Here is a 16,539-nt window from a genome sequence, read left to right on the forward strand (position 1 = left end):
ACCATAATTGTCAAATAAGTTGCATCTTCACCTGCCGCCAGGCCGAGGGTCCGCTGCGGTGCGGCCGTCGGCGGCTACCCTCGAGACATGGCAATCCGCGACATCCGGCTGTTCGGCGACCCGATCCTGCGCACTGCCGCCGATCCCGTCACCGACTTCGACAAGCAGCTGCGCTCACTGGTGAAAGACCTCACCCAGACCCTCGACGACGCGCAGGGCGCGGGACTGGCCGCGCCGCAGATAGGCGTCGGGCTACGCGTGTTCGCCTACGCGGTCGGTGCGGAGCGCGGCCACCTGGTCAACCCGGTTCTCGACTTCCCCGATGAACAGGAGCAAGACGGGGAGGAGGGATGCCTGTCCTTCCCCGGCGTCTACTACGACGTGAAGCGGCGGCTGAACACGGTGGCCCGCGGCTTTACCGACCGGGGCGACCCGGTCCAGATCGTCGGCACGGAGGTCCTGGCCCGCTGCATGCAGCACGAGACCGACCACCTGGACGGGGTGCTGTTCATCGACAGGCTGGACGTGGCCACCAGAAAGCTCGCCATGCGGGAGATCAGGGAGGCCAATTGGGACGCTACGGTCAAGTTTAGCCCGCACCAGATGACCGACCGCATATTCTGACACTTAGCGCGCGCGGAGGCACGCGCTCCCGCATAGAGCACAGGAAGCCGCTCGTTTTACAGCCGGGGTGGGGTCGGGCCTGTAACGATTCCTTCATCCACGGCGGGTAGCTTCACTGCGGGATTGAGCTACGCGGGAGGTAAGCCGACATGTCGAGAAGGGTGCCCAGCAGCGGGCATCACCCCGAATGGCCAGGCGATCCAGAACGCGGCCAGGAATACAGCGACGGCTACGGCTACGGCGGCAGCCCGGGCGGCGGTTACGACCAGGGGCAGTACGGCCAGAATCAGTACGGTCACGGACAGAACGGCCAGAACGGCCAGAACGCGGCCCCCAACGGTCACCAGGGTTACGCCAGCCAGTACGGGCAGGACCGGTACGGGCAGGACCAGTACGGGCAGGACCAGTACGGGCAGGACCAGTACGGTCAGGCCGCCGGGTACGGCCAGCAGCAGCCACAGGGCGCCCAGGACTGGGGATACGACGGCCAGCCCACCCAGTCGATGGGCTACCAGGGCAACGGCTACCAGGCCAGCGGTTACCCGGGCCACGCGTACCCGGAGAACAATGGGTGGCAGGACGGGCGCCCGCAGGGAAACATGCGCCGGTATGAGGACTCACAGGGGTACGCGGACACCCAGCGCTTCGACGGCACGCAGCGCTTCGACGACACACAGCGGCTTAACGACTCGCAGCCCTTTGACGACCCGCGGCGTCTCAATGGCATGCAGCGTATCGACGACCCGCAGCGCTTCGATGACCGGCAGGGATACGCGCGGCCCGGGCAGAACGGCGTTCCGGGACGACCCGGCCAGGGCCGCCCTGGCCAGGGACGCCCCGGCCAGTCGCCCGGGGCCCGTCCAGGGCGGGATCTGCCGCCCGGGCGCAAGGTACGCTTCCGGCGCACGCGCAGGTTCTTCCGCCGTCGCGTCGTCCGCGTGATCAGCGCGGTGCTCGCGCTCTTCCTTGCCCTGGTCATGTTCTCCGCGGGGCAGGCGGCGTTCAAGAACAACGGCCAGGGCCTGACGGCAAACCTCGCCGAGTGGGCGCGCGACCATTACCTCGGCCCGGTGGTGACGTTCGGCGAGTGGCTGTCCTACAACCCGCCGCCCAAGGGCGGCAAGCCGTCGTTCTCGCTCGCCGTGCCGAGCGGCGAGGCGGTCACCTCGGCCAAGCCGCAAAAGGGCGGTAAGACCAAGGGCAAGACGTTCGTGCCGGACATCCCCGCCACGCTGAAGTCGCTCGCGCCGTCGCCGATCGCCGGCGAGGGCCAGTGGCGGCTGGCGGAGAAGGTGAAGGGCTACCCCGCCATCCTGACCACGTTCCTCCGCGATGCCACTTATACCTCCCAGGTCAACGGCGTGGCGTCGATCGATCAGCGGCTGGTCAAGTTCCAGCTGCGCCCGGGTACCGAGGATCCCGGGTCGAGCCCCTGGGGCTACAGCGACACCTACATCCCCGCGGGCAAGCGCACGGGCCTGCTCGCGACGTTCAACGGCGGGTTCAAGCTCGACTCCGCGGGCGGCGGTTTCTACCTGAACGGCTCGTACCACGGCTCGCTTGTGACGGGCGCCGCGTCGGTCGTCTACTACAAGAACGGCACCATCAAGATCGGCAAGTGGAGTCGCGACTTCTCGATGACCTCTAAGATCGCGGGCGTGCGGCAGAACCTCAAGCTGATCATCGACCACGGCAAGATCTCGCCGAACCTCAACCAGGACATCATGACCAAGTTCGGCGCCACGCTCGGCGGCGGGTATTACGTGTGGCGGTCCGGTCTCGGCATCACCAAGGACGGCCGGATCGTCTACGTGTACGGCCCCGCGCTGAACGTGCAGGATCTGGCCGAGCTGCTGCACCGGGCAGGCGCGGTCGAGGGCCTGCAGATGGACATCAACCCCGCCTGGATGAAGTTCGACACCTACCAGGCGAAGGGCAACCCCGCCAACCCGACCCCGGTGACGCTGCTGCCGACGCAGCAGCCGAGCGCCTACTCGTACTACACCGCCTCCACCCGTGACTTCACGGCGGTTTTCGCACGGTGACCAACAACACGCTGACCTCTGGCGAGGACACGGAGGGCCCGCAGGCGCCCGTGCCCGCCGTCGCTGTCGCCGGACTCTCGCCTGCCCGCTGGGTGCGCGCCGCCGTCCGGACCACGCGGCCACGGCAGTGGCCGAAGAACCTGCTGGTGTTTGCGGCGCCGCTGGCGGCCGCGAACCTCGGACGCAACAACGGCTTCGGCTACGCGCTGCTCGCCATGTTCGCCTTCGGCTGCGCCTCGGCGGCGGTCTACTTCGTCAACGATGTCGCCGACGTGGAGCGCGACAGGCGCCATCCGGTGAAGCGGAACCGGCCGATCGCCTCGGGCGCGCTGCCCGAGCAGCACGCGATGGTGCTCGCCGTGCTGGCCGCGGTGTTCGCGGTCGGCGCGGGTGTGGTCATCAGGGAGCCGCTGCTCGTTGTCACGGTCTCGGCGTACCTGTGCCTGTCGTTCCTGTACTCGTTCAAGCTCAAGCACATTCCGTTCGTCGAGATGCTGATCGTGGCGTCCGGGTTCCTGCTGCGGGTGCTCGGCGGCGCGGCCGCCACCCACGTGGTGCTGTCCATCTGGTTCCTGCTCGTGTGCAGCCTCGGCGCGCTCGGCGTGGCCGTGGCCAAGCGGTACACCGAGCTGACCAGCCTTGGCGACGAGGCCGTCAAGCACCGGCCGGTGATGCGCAATTACCGCCCGGACATCCTGCGGATCGCGCAGGTGCTCATCGGTGTCGGCATGCTCGCCACCTACCTGATGTGGGCGCTGAGCGGAAAGCACGGCGCCCGGCCCTGGCAGGTGGCGTCCGTGCTGCCGCTTGCCGCCGCGGTCGTCAGGTTCGGCGTCCTCACCGCGCGCCGGACCGTCCGCCCGGTGGAAGACCTGATCACCAGGGACGCGGTCATGCTGTGCTGCGAGGTCGCATGGCTGATCCTGTTCTGCGTCGGCCTGTACGTGGCCTAGGAGAAGTCAGACATGAGAGTTGTTCTGCTCGGCGGTACCAGCGAGATCGGCCTTGCGATCCTGTCCGCGCTGCGGCTGGGGGCCGACGCCGAGGTGATCCTGGCCGGCCGCGATCCGCAGCGGCTCGAGGGCGCGGGAAAGTCGCTGAACCGCCCGGTCACGGTGGTCAGGTACGACGCCGTGGACACGGACGCGCACCAGGCGTTCGTCGATGAGATCTGCGCCGGCGGAGTGCCGGACCTGATCATCGCCGCGACCGGCATCCTGATCCCGCAGGAGCGGGCCGAGCAGGACGTGCGGCTCGCGGCCACCATGATCGAGACCAACTTCACCGGGCATGTCACCGCGCTGCTCGCGTTCGGCGAGGCGATGCGCCGCCGTGGCAGCGGCACCATCGTCGTCCTGTCGTCGATCGCCGCGGTGCGGCCGCGCAAGTTCAACTCGGTCTACGGTGCGACCAAGGCCGCCCTCGACGCGTTCGCACGCGGTTACGCCGACTCCCTGCATGGCACCGGGGTCCGGGTGCTGCTGGTCAGGCCTGGGTTCGTGAAGGGCCGGATGACCGAGGGGATGCAGGCGGCGCCGCTCGCGACCACGCCGGAGAAGGTTGGCGCGGCGGTGGCGGGCGCGCTGCGCGGCCAGGGCCGCGGCGACGGCAAGTCGGTGATCTGGGTGCCGTCTTCGCTTGTCGGCCTCGCCACGGTGATGAAGCTGATCCCGCGCCCGGTCTGGCGGACCCTTAAGAACTAGATAAGGGAAGCGGAAGCTTCCTCTGAAAAATCGGGCGATCGGTGCCGATCCCGCCGAAGTCTCGCTCAGTTCACTCTGAAGGCTGCCTGCACACGTCTAAAGGCCGCTGGCCGGGTTACATTCCCGTCTATGCGAGTGCTGGTTGCGACAGCTGACGACACCCTCGGCTGCCTGGTCGCCGAGCGGCTGACCAGCGGCGGGTATGTGACCGACCTCGTCGCGGACGGCCGGCGGGCGCTGAGCTACGGCCGCTGCTACGACTACGCGGCCGCGGTGCTCGACTGGCTGCTGCCGACGGTGTCAGGCATCGACGTGGTCCGGCTGCTGCGCCGCCGTGGCGTGTCCGCCCCGGTGCTGATGATCAGCGGCAAGGACACGCCGGAGGACCGGGTGGCCGGGCTCGACGCGGGTGCGGACGACTTCCTCGTCGTGCCGTTCGATATTCAGGAACTGCTCGCGCGGCTGCGCGCGCTGCAGCGCCGTCCGGCGCAGCTGCTCCCGGCTCGCCTGGTGGTCGGCGATCTGGAGTGCGACCCGGCCTCCCGCCAGGTCAGCTTCGGCGGCTGCCGTCCGTCGCTGACGTCGACCGAGCTTGGCATCCTCGAGACGCTGATGCGCTTTTCCCCGGCGGTCGCGGACCGCCGGCAGATCGCGCAGCACGTCTGGGTCAACGACACGGAGCCGTTCGGGTCCAACACCATCGACGTGCACCTGGCGCGGCTGCGCGCGAAGCTGTCCGGCTCGCGGGTCCGCATCGAGACCATCCGGGGCGTCGGCTATCGCATCGTGGCGGTGTGATTCCGGGGCAGGGCACGCCCGGGCGGGGCGCCCGGGTCACTCGGGTGCTGCGTCCCGCTTCGCGGTGATCACGGTGCCGAGCTCGGCGCCCTCGCAGATCTTGCGCATCACGCCGGCCGCGGCGACGTCGAAGACGTGCATGGTCAGCGCCTGCTCGTTGGCGAGCACGAAGGCGCTGGTGTCCATCACCCGGATATCCGCGGCGATGGCCTCCTCGTAGGTGAGGGTGGCGAACCGGCGCGCGTCGGGGTTGACCTTGGGATCGGAGTCGTACACGCCGTCCACGCCGTTCTTGGCGACGAGGAGCGCGTCCGCGTCGAGTTCGAGCGCGCGCTGCACGGCCGGGTAGTCCGTGGTCACGTAGGGCTGCCCGATGCCTCCCGCGAGGACGACGATCATGCCCCGCTCCAGGTGGTGCACCGCGCGCAGCCGGATGAACGGTTCCGCGACGCTATGGATCGGCACGGCGGTCATCACCCGGATGTCCGCGTCGGTCCGTGCGGTGAGTGCGCCGCGCAGCATAAGCGCGTTCATGACCGTGCCGAGCATGCCGATGTTGTCAGCCTCGGCGCGGCTGATGCCCCAGCCGTCGGCCATCCGGCCGCGGAAGTAGTTGCCGCCGCCGACGACAACGGCGACCTGGACGCCGAGGTTGTGCAGGGAAAGAACCTCGTCGGCGACGCGGGCGAGGCTCGCGGGATCGGCTCCGGTCGCTGCCGGCCCGGCCAGGGCCTCGCCGCTGAGCTTGACTACTACCCTGCGGTATCGCGGCAACGTCACCCCTCCGTCCCGAGTTTTCTGCTGGCCACGGTATCAGCCAGCATCCCGTTCGCGCTCACCGGCCCGCGGACGGGAAAAGTCCGGTATGCCGCGGTCGGCTCACGACTTCGCGTCGGCCCAGCTGCGGACGGTCGTGATGTCGGCGATGAACCGCACCTGGCCGGCAGGCGCCCAGCGCCCCGCGGCCTCCGCGAGGCAGGCGCCGACCTGCTCCGCCGTCCGCTCCGCGTTGCCCGCAAGGACGTGCAGCAGCAGCTCGTCGTGCAGGCAGAGCACGATCCGCGCGTCGAGTTGCGCAGTCCTGGCGCGGACGGTGACCGCCCACATCTTGAACAGCTCGGCCGCCGCGCCCTGGATGACCGCGTTGCGCCCGTACCTGCCGCGCGCCCCGTCGTTGCCGCCGCCGGACATCCGGATCAGCCGCCCGCCGTAGGTGCGCAGGTCCCGGTGGGATCTGCCGGACCGGTCGGCGGCGTCCAGGTAGCCCATCGCCACCGGGTAGGCGGACCGCATCCGGCGGGCGGCCTCCCCGCCGTGCCCGGTGGTCTGCCCGTACATCGCGGCGATCATCGCGACCTTGGCGGTCGGCCGGTCGACGCCGAGCTCGGCCGCCACCGGCAGGTACATGTCGTCGGCGCGGGTGGCGGCGGCGAGCGCTTTGTCCCCGGAGACGGCGGCGAGCACCCGGGGCTCGATCTGCCCGAGGTCGGCGCGGACCAGCAGGTGCCCTTCCTCCGCGAGCACCGCCCGGCGCAGCACCGCGGGCATGTTGTGCAGCCCGCTCGATGCGGTCATCCGCCCGGCGGCACCGTCGCAGCCGGTCCACGCGCCGCGCAGCCGCCCGTCTGGCCCGAGGCACTCGTCGAGCCATCCGTAGCCGTACGTGGTGGCGATCCGCTCCGCCTTGCGCCACTCGAGCAGCGCCGCCACGAGCGGCGAGCGGTCCTTGAACTCCTCGAGCCGGTGCGCCCGCGTGTCGGGCACGTCGATGCCCTCCATCGCGAGCAAGGCCTTCACCTGGGCGGGACTGCGCAGGTCAGTCACCGTGGTGGAGAGCGAGTGCCGCAGCACGCGCTCGTCGCGTGCTGCCCGGATCGCCGCCGCGTCGGCCGGGCCGCGCGGCCGCGGCCCGATGAGCTCGGTGAGCATGTCTTCCGCTACGGCCCTGTCGACAGGCAGTCCGTCCGCCGCGAGCTCGGCGCACAGCAGTTCCGCCGTCGATTCGGAGCGGGCGGTGCTAACCCGGTTCCCGCCCCCGTCTCCTTCGAGGCTGGCCAGCTGCATCCGCGCCGCCGTGAGCGCCTCCGCCGCCCCCAGCGTTGGGGTGCCTGGACCTTCATCGGCCGCGCTGAACAGGTCGGGTTCTCCCGCGGATAGCTCGGGTGGCGGCTCGCCGTGCAGGCTGGCCCACACGAACGCCGGCTCCGCCCGCCACCCGCCGGACAGCAGCCGGTGCACCGCCGCGACATCCCAGCATGTCGCGAGCCGCACCCCGTGCCCGGTCAGCACCCGCGCGGTATCCTGCGACCACAGCACCCAGCGCGGCCTGACCTCCCGGTCGGTGTCTCCCACCTCCGCTGCCGAGGCCGCCCGCTCGCCGGCCGTGGCGGCGACACTCAGCGCCCCGTCCGCGCCCAAGGCCAGCCCGACAAGATCCCCCGGCCGTACTCCCGCCGCCGTAAGAACCTCGCTCAGGTCCGCCACGCCCTCATTATCGCCCACCAGTTCGACCAATGCCCCACCCTGCAGGGCAAGGGTGCCTTCACGTTTGCATAGCTGGTGACGAGACAAATGCCGTAATCCGGACGCAAAAGTGGTCACCAGCTATGCGGAGACGGGACAATGTGGTCAGCAGCATGCAAGAGCGGTCACCAAGTCTGAAGAGTGGCTCGACGGGGAGAGCGGGTGGCCGGGGTGGCTTCACCACCCTGGTTTGCTGCAAAGCCGCTGCGGGGGATGCGGGAGGTTCATCCCCCGCAGCGAACACCCGACGCTGACCCCCGGCTCGCGGCCGAAGGCCGCATCGGGGGGTGTGGGGGGTCGTCCCCCCCACAGTGGACCACCCCACGGGAAGGCGGTCCGCAGGACCGCCGAACAGGAGGAGGCGCGCCCGCAGGACCGCCGAACAAGGGGGGTCGAGCGACGCCTGGCCCGGTTAGGACGGGGGAATATGCCGGGCCAGGCGCCGCAGCGCCCGGGTGGCCGGGGAAACCAGCCGGGCGCGGGCCGGGCGGTTAGAGCGGGAACTCACCGCCTGGCGGCCTGCTGCGGGGCGCGCGGCCCCGCGAGATCGATTGTCACCAGCATCGTCGTGAGGGTCCCAACTGACCGGACAGTACTCGACGTTGCGGCCGAAATGGTTCTCTATCAGGGTAGCGCGCCGACGGCTCCCCTGGCGCCTGCCTCGCCAGCGGAAAATTACGGCGCGGTGCCGGCCGTCAAGTGGGCGAGCACCTCGTCGTGCAGGTGGCCATTTGTGCAGACCACGCTGCCGCCGTCGGGCGTTGCCACCCCGGCGAGGTTGGTGAACCGGCCGCCCGCCTCCTCGACGATCACCTGGAGCGCTGCCATGTCCCAAAGCGATACGTCGGGCTCGGCGGACACATCGACCGCTCCCTCGGCGACGAGCATGTGCGACCAGAAGTCGCCGAAGCCGCGCGTCCGCCACACCGCCTTGCTGAGCGACATGAAGCCGTCGAGCCGGCCGGCTTCCGCCCACCCGCCGATTCCTGAGTAGGAGAACGAGGCGTCGGACAACTGCGTGACCTGCGAGACCTGGCAGCGGGAGGCCTTGGTGAGCGACCTCCCCGTCCACGCGCCGCCGCCGGCCGCGGCCCACCAGCGCCTGCCGAGCGCCGGGGCGGTGACCACGCCGACCACGACGTCATCGCCGTCCATCAGCCCGATGAGCGTGGCCCAGACGGGTACGCCGCGGACGTAGTTCTTCGTCGCGTCGATCGGATCGAGCACCCACCGCCGCGGGCCGATGCCCGTCTGCCCCGACTCCTCGCCGAGCACGGCGTCCCTGGGCCGCGACCTGCGCAGGATGTTGCGCAGCGAGTCCTCGGTCGCCCGGTCGGCGTCCGAGACGGGCGTCAGGTCGGGCTTGGTCTCGACACGCAGGTCAAGCGCGCGGAACCGCCGCGTCGTGATGTCATCGGCTGCGTCTGCCAGGACATGCGCGAACCGCAGGTCGTCGTCGTAGCTTGCCACTCGCGAAACGGTACCGGTACACGTGTGCCGCTGACCAGCTAAGAGCCTATTGCGCGCGATCTGACGCGCCGGACGGGCATAATCACCCGGTGGACCTCCGCAGTGACCTGCCAGGCCAGCTCCGCCGCTACGTACGAGACGGCCGGATCTCGGTCATGCGAGGGGCCCGGCTGCTCCTGCTCGACCATGTCGCGCAGGCCTTCGAGCCTGGCCGTCGCTACCCGGAGACCGCGGTGAACGAGATTCTCAAGGGCATTTACGACGACCACGCGGCGCTGCGCCGCTACCTGGCGGACGAGGACCTGCTGTCCCGCACGCCCGACGGCACGTACTGGCGCTCGGGCGGTACCGTTCCGCTCGGTTAGCCGTCCCGGTCAGTCAGCGCCGTCAGTCAGCGCCGTCAGTCGGCGGCGACGACTCGCGGCTGCCGAGCAGGCGGCGCAGCGACTCCAGCCGGGCGACGGCGTCATGCGACGCTGCCCATTCGTCGAGGGCGCAGCCGGGCGAGAGATGGTCACAGCCCGGCGGGCAGGCGGCGGTCCCCTCGGCCAGGTCGCCGAACGCCTCGACGACCCGCTCCACCGTCACGTGGCCGAGTCCGAAGCCGCGGATGCCCGGAGTGTCGATGAGCCAGCCGGAGTCGCCGGGCAGCGCGAGCGCGATCGCGGACGAGGAGGTGTGCCGCCCCTTGCCTGTCACCGCGTTCACCCGGCCGACCGCCCGGCCTGCGTCCGGCACCAGCGCGTTGACAAGCGATGACTTCCCGACTCCCGACTGGCCGATGCAGACGCTGATCCGGCCGTCGAGCGCCTTGCGGAGCCGGCCGAATGTCTGCGCGGGCAGGGGCTGCCTGGTGGTCAGCATGGGGATGTCGAGCGGCCGGTAGAACGCGCGCAGCTTGCGCGGCGGTGCCAGGTCGGACTTGGTCATGACGAGCAGCGGGTCGAGCCCCGAGTCGTAGGCGGCGGCCAGGCACCGGTCGATGAACCGGGTCTTGGGCTCGGGGTCGGCGAGCGCGCACACGATCACCATCTGGTCCGCGTTGGCGACGACGACCCGTTCGAGCGGGTCGGTGTCGTCAGGGGAGCGGCGCAGCACGCTGGTCCGCTCCTCGACCCGGACGATCCTGGCCAGCGACCCGGTGGCACCCGACACGTCGCCGGCCAGGGCGACCCGGTCGCCGACCACCACGGAGCCCTTGCCGAGTTCGCGTGCCTTCATGGCGGTGATAAGCCGCCCTGCCGCCTCCGGGTCTTCGAGTACGCATCCGTAGCGGCCCCGATCGACGCTGACGACGAAGCCCCCGGGCGCCGACTCGTGCGCCGGGCGCCGCCGGGTGCGCGGCTTGGAGCCGCGTCCCGCGCGGACCCGGACGTCGTCCTCGTCCCGATAGCCCTGCCGCTGCTTCAGGAGTCATCCCCCCGGACGAGCGACTCCCATGCCTCGGTGAAACCGGGGAAGGTCTTGCCGACCGTGGCGACGTTGAGCACCTCGATGCCTGGGACGCCGAGTCCGAGTACGGCCGCGGCCATGACCATCCGGTGGTCGTCGTAGGTCTCGAAGGCGTGTCCGGCCGGTGCGTGCAGCGGCCGCGGCCGGATCGACAGCCCGTCGGGCAGTTCGCTGACCTCACCGCCCATCGCGTTGATCTCCTTGACGATCGCGGCGAGCCGGTCGGTTTCCTGCGCGCGGGTATGCCCGACGCCGGTGAACGCCGACGGTCCGGCGGCGAGCGCCGCGGCCGAAGTGAGCGGCAGGCACATCTCCGGTATGTCCCGCAGGTCCGCCTCGACCCCGTTGACCGTGCCTGAGCCGGTCACGGTCAGCCCGGTCGCCGACCGTGTCACGGTGGCGCCCATCCGGGTAAGCACGTCGAGGATGGCGTCGGCGGCCTGCAGCGAGTTCTCTGGCCAGTCGCGGATGGTAACGGAGCCGCCGGTGACCAGGGCGGCCGCGAGGAACGGCCCGGCGTTGGACAGGTCAGGCTCGACGGTGAATTCCCCGAGGTTGACCGGCCCGGGCGCGACCCGCCAGAAGTCGGGCCTGTCGCCGTCAGATGAGCCGGCCTCGACCGACGCGCCGGCGTCGCGGAGCATCCGCACGGTCATCTCGATGTGCGGCAGCGAGGGCACCGGCGGTCCTGAGTGCCTGACCTCGACGCCGTTGGTGAACCGCGGCGCGGCGAGCAGCAGCCCGGAAACGAGCTGGGAGGACCCGGAGGCGTCGAGCGTCACCGGACCGCCGGGCACCGAGCCGGTGCCGTGCACGGTGAACGGCAGCGCGCCGCGGCCGTCGTCGTCGATTGACACGCCGAGCGTGCGCAGTGCGGAAAGCAGCGCGCCGACCGGCCGTTCTCGCGCTCTCGGGTCGCCGTCGAACGCGACTGCCGCGGGGGTGAGCGCCGCGACCGCGGGCAGGAATCGCATGACCGTACCCGAGTTGCCGACATCGACGCTGACCGCCGAGCCAAGTGGGAGCGCGCCGGGAGTGATGGCCGCGTCCGCGCCGTTCTCTTCGACGGTGCAACCGAGTGCACGAAGCGCCGCGATGGCGAGGGACGAGTCGCGCGCCTTCAGCACCCCGTGCACCAGCGACGGCGAGTCGCTGAGCGCGGCCAGGATGAGGGCACGATTGGTAATCGACTTCGAACCGGGCAGCCGCAACGTGGCGCGCACCGGTCCTAGCGCCGATGGGGCGAGCCAGCGTCCGGAGTCCATAACCTTGAGGGTATCGGCTGACCCGTGGGCACTGTCGACGGGTTTGCCGGTGACGGTTTCCGGTTAAGTAGCACTAATCCGGCTTGTACCCCCATAAGGGAAGGTCACATGTGCGGTCGGTTCGTCTCAGCCAGAAAGCGGCTGGAGCTCCTCGAGGAGTTCGCCGCCACGCGTGACGCCGTGCCCGCCGATCGCGACGCCGACTATAACGTCGCGCCGACCAAGCGGATATACACGGTCCTCACCCATAAGGACGAGCGAGAGCTCCGGCTGGTTCGATGGGGCCTGGTGCCAAGCTGGGCCAAGGACACCAAGGTCGGTGCTCGCATGATCAACGCGCGGGCGGAGACGGTCGCGGTCAAGCCCTCGTTCCGCGCCGCGTTCGCGCGGCGCCGCTGCCTCATACCGGCGGACGGCTATTACGAGTGGATGACCGAGGACAAGGTCAAGCAGCCCTATTACATTTACCGGACCGACGGAGGGATCCTCGCCTTCGCCGGGATTTACGAGCTGTGGCGGGACTCGCAGGTTCCAGAAGACGACGAGAACGCCTGGTACTGGTCGGCGTCGATCATCACGACGCAGGCCGAGGACGAGATCGGCCGGATCCACGACCGGACGCCGATGACCATCGCGCCCGACGACTGGACAGACTGGCTCGATCCGGCTAACAACGAGAAGGAAATGCTACTCACGGTCATGCGCCCGGCGACATCCTCGGGGTCGCGGGGCCTGACCTCATACAAGGTTTCGACGGAGGTCAACTCCGTGCGGAACAACGGGGCGTCGCTTATCGAACCGCTCGGTGACCCCGAGTCGCCCGGTTCGTCCCTTTTCTAAACCCTCCTTTTCATTCCCGAGGATCGCCGATGGAGATCAGCATTGCCAGATCGCGTCTTGAGGAAATGCGCGCCGACCTGGACCGGACGGTTTCGGTACTCATGGGTGAACACCACCTCGTCCGGGGTGGCGGAGCGGACCCAGGTGACGCGGGCTCGAACCTGACGGAGGCGGACAGGAACGCGGCGTCGGTGCAGACGGCACTGACCCAGCGGGCCGAGGTTCTCGCGGCGCTCGCCAGGATCGACGACGGCAGCTACGGGCGCTGTGTCGACTGCTCGAGCCCGGTGCCTGAGCCGCGCCTCGAGGCCAGGCCGGCCACCGCGCGCTGCGTGCCCTGCCAGGCGAAGCGGGACCGGCGGCGGTACTAGCTAATAGGGCGCTTGACGCAACTGGCGATCAGCTGGGCTCCCACCGAATCATCGGAACGGGCCCGCAGCTCCGCGCTGACCAGCTTGCCGAAGCTCGACGGGTCGCGGGCGAGCAGGTAGCTGACCGTCCGCGGTGACAGCACGGTGCGCGGCCTGATCCAGCTCACCTCGAGGCCGCCCCCGGTGAACAGCTCGCGCAGCTGCTCGGCGCCGTAGCAGCGGGTGATGGTCCCGTCCGGCCACGGGATAAGCACCACGTCGGCGTTGGGCACGTCGACCAGGTGCGGCCAGCGGTGCTGCTCCGCGAGCAGGGCCATGCCGAAGGTCAGCGAGTCGACGCAGGCGAGCACCCGGCCGCCGGGGCGGAGCACCCGGGCGATCTCGGTGACGACTTCCTCGGCGGCCAGCCGCCGCGACAGGGTGCGGTTCTCGGCGATCACGCCGTCGGCGCAGCCGTCAGGCAGGAACTCGAGGCCGGTTCCGTCGGCTGTCACGGTGGTTAGCCGGCCGGTCGTCTCGTAGCCGGCGACGGGGGAGGGGACGCTCGCGTCCGGGTCGATGACCCGCAGCACGCTGTGCCCCGCGCAGGCGGCCACCTCGGCGGCGCAGGTGCCCGCGCCAGAGATGTCGATGAGCAGGCCAGGGCGCGCGGGCAGCCAGCGTGTCAGCTGCGCGAGGGCGACGGCGGCGTGGAAACGCGGATAGACGAGATCGCCGCTGCCGTCCTGTTCCAGGTGTTCAAGGTCGGGTGGAGACGACTGTGCCATCTCCATTCCCGTCAATTGGGCATGCCCGCGGGGGCTTCGGGGGGTCGCCCCCCCGGGAGATATCGGCTGCACGGGGTTTACTCCTGGCTGGGCGCCGATCCGCTGCGCCTTACGGATGTTACCCTTCCCCGCTCCGGGCGTTCCATCCACGGAAACCGGAATTGCGCGGGGCATGACGGTGTTGAACGCGTCATGGCACTTGCCTCTACAACGCTGACCCGGCCACGCCGGTCCATCTCCCCACAGCAGGGGAAGGTATCCTCTTACGGTTACCGAGAGGGGGTGGGTCCCGTGCCAGAGACGCCCGTGCCTGAGAGACTTGCCGAGCGGAGCGAGCGCTTCGAGGCAGATGTAATGCCATACCTGGATCAGCTGTACTCCGCCGCCCTCCGGATGACCCGGAACCCGGCGGACGCTGAGGACCTGGTGCAGGAGACTTTCGCCAAGGCGTATGCGTCCTTCCACCAGTTCCAGGAGGGCACCAACCTGAAGGCGTGGCTCTTCAGGATCCTTACCAATACTTTCATCAACACCTACCGCAAGCGGCAGCGTGAACCGCAGCGGTCCGGCTCGGACGAGGTGGAGGACTGGCAGCTCGCGCGCGCGGCCTCGCACAGTTCCGGCGGCCTCAAGTCGGCAGAGGCCGAGGCGCTGGACAGGCTACCCGACTCCGATATCAAGACGGCGCTGCAGACGCTGCCAGAGGAGTTCAGGATCGCGGTCTACCTCGCTGACGTCGAGGGTTTCGCGTACAAGGAAATCGCCGACATTATGGGCACTCCGATCGGCACCGTGATGTCGCGGCTTCACCGCGGCCGACGCCAGCTTCGGGAACTGCTCGCTGACTACGCGGCCGACCTTGGCCTCGTCCGGGCGAACGCCGAGGAGAGTGGGCAATGAGCTGCGGGAACCCACACGAGACGCCGTGCAGCGAGGTACTCGACCGGGTTTACTGGTACCTGGACGGCGAGGTCTCCGAAGAGGACTGCGACCACATCAGGCAGCACCTCGACGAGTGCGGTCCGTGCCTGCGGGAGTACGGCCTCGAGGAAGCGGTAAAGCGCGTCGTTGCTAAGCATTGCGGATGCGATCCGGCGCCGAGCGAACTGCGCGACAAGATCCTGGTGCGCATCCGGCAAGTCCAGGCCGAGATCGAAGTATTCGAATAAGTTAGCAAAACATAATCGACCGCTTACGGGTCGTTGATCGGGTTTTAGGTCTGCGCTAATCAGCGTGACCACGTTATCCTGTCATCGACGGCACGCCGTAAGCGGTCGTTGCCATTTCCGCGCGAGGGAGGATGTCCCGATGAGGGCTTCCGGGGTCTCCTGGGGGTAGCGACGGCGATCAGTGCGATTGGGGTCAACGGCGGCGGGCTGCGAGGGAGAAGCGTGGGACGACTCTCGCGCATGGCGTGGCTGTACATAGCGGCGGTCATTATCGCCGCCGTCATCGTGGTCACCGCGGGTCCGTTCACCATGGTCGACTGGAGTCAGATCGGCGCCCTTGGCCTGCTGCTCGTCGCCTGCGAGACTTCCGCCACCCTGGTGAGCCCGCGCGGCCTTACCTGGTCCGCCAATACCATGGCGTCGCTCGCCGCGGTGGTCCTGTGCGGCCCGGTCGGCGGCGCGCTTGTCAGCTGCTTCACCCTGCTCTCGCTGCGCCGTAGTCCGTCGTTCGCGCAGCGGCTGTTCAACACCGCCATGTACGCGGTGAGCGCCTACCTGGGGGGCCGGGCCTACCTGGCGTTCGGCGGTCACGTGGGCACGCCGGGACCGAGTTCCTTTCCCGGACTCATCGGGCCGTTCGCGGCGGCCGCGGTGGTGCACGTGGCGGTCAACTTCATGCTCGTGCACACCGTGTTCTGGCTGACCAGAGACGAAGGCACCGCGGGCGGCCGGATCGGCCTCGACTTCAAGCTCTGGCTGACAGACCTCGGCTACGGCGCGTTCGGCGTGCTCATCGCGGCGCTGTGGTCGGTACTCGGGCCGTTCACCCCGGTCCTCGTGCTCGTCCCGGTCTTCGTGGCCCGCTGGGCGGTGGCGCAGTTCGCCGCGCAGCAGCGGGCTTATGAGGCGACGGTCAGCGCGCTTTGCCAGGCGGTGGAGACCAAGGACTTCTACACCAGGGGCCACAGCGAGCGGGTGTCGCGCGGTTCGGTGATGATCGCCACCGAGATCGGCATGCGCCCGGAGCGGATCGGGGCGATCAGGTACGCGGGGATGCTGCACGACGTGGGCAAGCTCGGCGTCCCCACGTCCGTGCTGCAGAAGCGCACCTCGCTGACCGACGATGAGTACGCGGCCATCCAGCTGCACCCGATGCGCGGCCTTGACATCGTCAGGGAGATCGGCTTCCTCGACGAGGCCTTGGCGGGGATCATGCACCACCACGAGCGAATCGACGGCCGGGGGTACCCGATGGGCTTGGCCGGCGACGAGATCCCGGAGTTCGCTCGCGTGCTCGCGGTGGCGGACGCCTTCGACGCGATGACCTCCGACCGGTCCTACCGCGGCGCGCGGCCGGTCCCGGAGGCCGTCGCCGAGCTGCGGAAGTGGACGGGGAAGCAGTTCGACCCAGCATTCGTCGACGCCTTCGTCACAGCCATCGAGCGGGACGGCTGGACGGCGCCCGAGACGATGTCCGCGGAAGAGCCGCTGCGAACCATCGAGAGCCTGTAG

Annotated in this window: 17 protein-coding genes; 11 read left to right on the forward strand and 6 right to left on the reverse strand. The window is 69.5% G+C overall.

Translation table 11 applies throughout. The features are described from left to right. The first annotated feature begins 87 nt into the window (after positions 1 to 87). The 5 genes from def (at position 88) to EAS64_RS16740 (ending at position 5,170) form a co-directional block, all read left to right on the forward strand. Complete coding sequence (gene def / locus EAS64_RS16720; protein WP_145853931.1) at positions 88 to 624, forward strand: peptide deformylase; 537 nt, start codon at positions 88 to 90, stop codon at positions 622 to 624. Positions 625 to 773: 149 nt separating this feature from the next. Then, positions 774 to 2,669, forward strand: coding sequence for a hypothetical protein (locus EAS64_RS16725; RefSeq protein WP_145853932.1), 1,896 nt, complete (start codon positions 774 to 776; stop codon positions 2,667 to 2,669). Next, positions 2,666 to 3,622, forward strand: a complete 957-nt coding sequence (locus tag EAS64_RS16730; RefSeq protein ID WP_145853933.1) for a decaprenyl-phosphate phosphoribosyltransferase — start codon at positions 2,666 to 2,668, stop codon at positions 3,620 to 3,622. Before EAS64_RS16725 ends, EAS64_RS16730 begins: the two co-directional genes overlap by 4 nt. A gap of 12 nt (positions 3,623 to 3,634) precedes the next feature. Continuing rightward, positions 3,635 to 4,372, forward strand: a complete 738-nt coding sequence (locus EAS64_RS16735) for an SDR family NAD(P)-dependent oxidoreductase (protein WP_145853934.1) — start codon at positions 3,635 to 3,637, stop codon at positions 4,370 to 4,372. Between the two features lie 129 nt (positions 4,373 to 4,501). Beyond that, a complete protein-coding gene (locus tag EAS64_RS16740; protein WP_145853935.1) occupies positions 4,502 to 5,170 on the forward strand; it encodes a response regulator transcription factor in 669 nt (222 codons plus the stop codon). 36 nt (positions 5,171 to 5,206) lie between these two features. Here the strand turns inward: EAS64_RS16740 and pyrH are convergent, their stop codons facing one another. The 3 genes from pyrH to hisN form a co-directional block, all read right to left on the reverse strand. Next, a complete protein-coding gene (pyrH, locus tag EAS64_RS16745) occupies positions 5,207 to 5,950 on the reverse strand; it encodes a UMP kinase (RefSeq protein ID WP_222849367.1) in 744 nt (247 codons plus the stop codon). A 99-nt stretch (positions 5,951 to 6,049) separates the two neighbouring features. Beyond that, positions 6,050 to 7,654: a DNA polymerase gene (locus EAS64_RS16750; RefSeq protein WP_222849368.1), complete on the reverse strand. Its 1,605-nt coding sequence runs from the start codon at positions 7,652 to 7,654 to the stop codon at positions 6,050 to 6,052. Between the two features lie 714 nt (positions 7,655 to 8,368). Further along, on the reverse strand, positions 8,369 to 9,163 hold the full coding sequence (hisN, locus tag EAS64_RS16755) for a histidinol-phosphatase (RefSeq protein ID WP_145853937.1): 795 nt from the start codon (positions 9,161 to 9,163) through the stop codon (positions 8,369 to 8,371). 89 nt (positions 9,164 to 9,252) lie between these two features. On the opposite strand from hisN, the gene EAS64_RS16760 reads away from it, so the two are divergent. Further along, on the forward strand, positions 9,253 to 9,528 hold the full coding sequence (locus EAS64_RS16760) for a DUF2087 domain-containing protein (RefSeq protein WP_246115721.1): 276 nt from the start codon (positions 9,253 to 9,255) through the stop codon (positions 9,526 to 9,528). Positions 9,529 to 9,550: 22 nt separating this feature from the next. On the opposite strand, the gene rsgA is transcribed toward EAS64_RS16760, so the two are convergent. Together rsgA and aroA are read right to left on the reverse strand one after the other, a co-directional pair. Next, on the reverse strand, positions 9,551 to 10,384 hold the full coding sequence (gene rsgA / locus EAS64_RS16765) for a ribosome small subunit-dependent GTPase A (RefSeq protein ID WP_246115722.1): 834 nt from the start codon (positions 10,382 to 10,384) through the stop codon (positions 9,551 to 9,553). Between the two features lie 185 nt (positions 10,385 to 10,569). After that, positions 10,570 to 11,880 carry a 3-phosphoshikimate 1-carboxyvinyltransferase gene (aroA, locus tag EAS64_RS16770; protein ID WP_145853939.1) on the reverse strand — a complete coding sequence of 437 codons (1,311 nt, stop codon included), beginning with the start codon at positions 11,878 to 11,880 and terminating at the stop codon, positions 10,570 to 10,572. Between the two features lie 108 nt (positions 11,881 to 11,988). Here aroA and EAS64_RS16775 point away from each other — a divergent pair, with 108 nt between their 5' ends. Further along, a complete protein-coding gene (locus EAS64_RS16775) occupies positions 11,989 to 12,720 on the forward strand; it encodes an SOS response-associated peptidase (protein ID WP_145853940.1) in 732 nt (243 codons plus the stop codon). Positions 12,721 to 12,749: 29 nt separating this feature from the next. Next, on the forward strand, positions 12,750 to 13,091 hold the full coding sequence (locus EAS64_RS16780; RefSeq protein ID WP_145853941.1) for a TraR/DksA family transcriptional regulator: 342 nt from the start codon (positions 12,750 to 12,752) through the stop codon (positions 13,089 to 13,091). Here the strand turns inward: EAS64_RS16780 and EAS64_RS16785 are convergent. Next, a complete protein-coding gene (locus EAS64_RS16785; protein ID WP_145853942.1) occupies positions 13,088 to 13,858 on the reverse strand; it encodes a methyltransferase domain-containing protein in 771 nt (256 codons plus the stop codon). The genes EAS64_RS16780 and EAS64_RS16785 overlap by 4 nt on opposite strands. Positions 13,859 to 14,050: 192 nt before the next feature. Here EAS64_RS16785 and EAS64_RS16790 point away from each other — a divergent pair, with 192 nt between their 5' ends. The 3 genes from EAS64_RS16790 (at position 14,051) to EAS64_RS16800 (ending at position 16,539) form a co-directional block, all read left to right on the forward strand. Continuing rightward, positions 14,051 to 14,758: a sigma-70 family RNA polymerase sigma factor gene (locus EAS64_RS16790; RefSeq protein ID WP_145853943.1), complete on the forward strand. Its 708-nt coding sequence runs from the start codon at positions 14,051 to 14,053 to the stop codon at positions 14,756 to 14,758. After that, a complete protein-coding gene (gene rsrA / locus EAS64_RS16795; protein ID WP_145853944.1) occupies positions 14,755 to 15,027 on the forward strand; it encodes a mycothiol system anti-sigma-R factor in 273 nt (90 codons plus the stop codon). The genes EAS64_RS16790 and rsrA overlap by 4 nt, the downstream gene beginning before the upstream one ends. A 222-nt stretch (positions 15,028 to 15,249) precedes the next feature. After that, positions 15,250 to 16,539 (forward strand): HD-GYP domain-containing protein, encoded by a 1,290-nt coding sequence (locus EAS64_RS16800; protein WP_246115723.1) that lies wholly within the window; start codon positions 15,250 to 15,252, stop codon positions 16,537 to 16,539.

Origin of the sequence: Trebonia kvetii, from assembly GCF_007827045.1 — a bacterium.
GTDB lineage: Bacteria > Actinomycetota > Actinomycetes > Streptosporangiales > Streptosporangiaceae > Trebonia > Trebonia kvetii.